The organism is Sphingobacterium sp. SGL-16 (genome assembly GCF_011043515.1).
Lineage (GTDB): Bacteria > Bacteroidota > Bacteroidia > Sphingobacteriales > Sphingobacteriaceae > Sphingobacterium > Sphingobacterium litopenaei.
This window is the reverse complement of sequence record NZ_JAAKGQ010000102.1, coordinates 1-1598: the sequence shown is the minus strand read 5'-3', so window position 1 is coordinate 1598 and position 1598 is coordinate 1. Positions and strand designations below refer to the sequence as shown.

At 45.1% G+C, this 1598-nt stretch carries 1 protein-coding gene; it reads left to right on the top strand.

The annotated features are described in order from the left end of the window. Window positions 1-414: 414 nt before the first annotated feature. The coding region (gene ltrA / locus G5B32_RS16815) for a group II intron reverse transcriptase/maturase (protein ID WP_165292649.1) at window positions 415-1598 on the top strand (1184 nt) is incomplete at its 3' end.

Sequence of the window (1598 nt, the reverse complement as noted above, 5' to 3'; positions counted from 1 at the left end):
TTGTTCGCCCAGCATGGTTTTATTCTAACGGGTGTAAGTCCCCAACACGCCCTAATAGCGGGAAGTGTCCAGCTAAGGACAAGGGTGTCTATCGCGAGGTAGAATCTGAAGGAAGTCTGCGGCAAACATCTGACCTGACGGACAGAAACTTGATATAAGGCTAAAGGACGTGGGCGAGTCTGCAAGACAAGACGAAGCCCGATAGCTATTCGGAACGTCCATAGTAAATCAAGCAGGTATAAGATGGAAAGAATAAAATCTTAACTGGGGAGGTCTCACAGACGAGTGGATGTTTTTTTTCAGAGGCTCGGAGTAAAGCTTGCTGTGAGAAGTCAGCAGAAGCCATAGTAGAAACGATTAACGTATCGAAGGGCTGAACCTTATTGTAAGTGAGCAGTCAATGAATGTTACCTGATGAAAGAAAGAATGCAGAAAATATCAACTACGAGTGATAACTGGCTCGAGAATAGTAGGACAGAATCCAAGGGCTATCGAGGAGTGCAGACTTTTATTGGGATAACTGAAAACCACCTCACGGAAGTATTATTTACGAAAGACGACTTACTGGAACGAATCCTTTCCCCTTACAACATGAACAAGGCTTATAAACAAGTGATGTCCAATAAGGGGAGTGGTGGGGTCGACGGTATGGAAACAGCGGGTCTGCCTGAGTGGCTAAGAGAACACAAAGAAGTTCTGTGGCAATCAATCATGCAAGGCAAGTATAAACCCAGTCCCGTTCGTCGCGTTGAGATACCCAAAGACGGCGGAAAGAAACGCTTACTTGGTATCCCAACGGTAGTAGACCGTCTTGTGCAACAATCTATATCACAAGTTCTTTCTCCCATCTACGAAGGGGAATTTAGTGATACCAGCTATGGCTTCCGTCCTGATCGGAGTAGCCATGATGCCCTGAAACAAGCCCAGGCCTATATTTCATCAGGCTACAAGTATGCTGTTGACCTAGACTTGGAGAAATTCTTCGATACGGTCAACCATAGTCGCCTGATAGAACTTCTTTCTAAACGTATCAAGGATGGCCGAGTAGTTTCGCTTATCCATAAATATCTTTTGGCAGGAGTTCAGGTCGGGACAAAGTTTGGGGCGAGCCATTCGGGAGTACCTCAAGGCGGTCCATTAAGTCCATTGTTGAGTAATATTATGCTCAATGAGTTAGATAAGGAACTGGAACGTCGAGGGCATCCTTTTGTTCGGTATGCGGATGACTGTTTAGTCTTCTGTAGGAGCAAGCGAGCCGCAGAGAGGACAAAAAGGAGTATTATTCGATTCATAGAGAATATACTGTATCTGCGTGTCAATAAAGAGAAGACAACTACCGGCTATGTAAGAGGGATGAAGTTTCTAGGCTATAGCTTCTATATGAAGTCCGGAGAATGCCGTTTGAGCATCCACCCCAAAAGTTACGACAAACTCAAATCTAAACTAAAAGAATTGACAGGCCGTAGCAATGGTATGGGCTATGAAAATCGGAAAGCTTCTTTAGGTCTGTTCATTAGAGGTTGGCTCGAATACTTCAAGCTTGCGGACATGAAGAGCCGGTTACAGCGGATAGAGGAATGGTATAGGCGCAGGCTTCG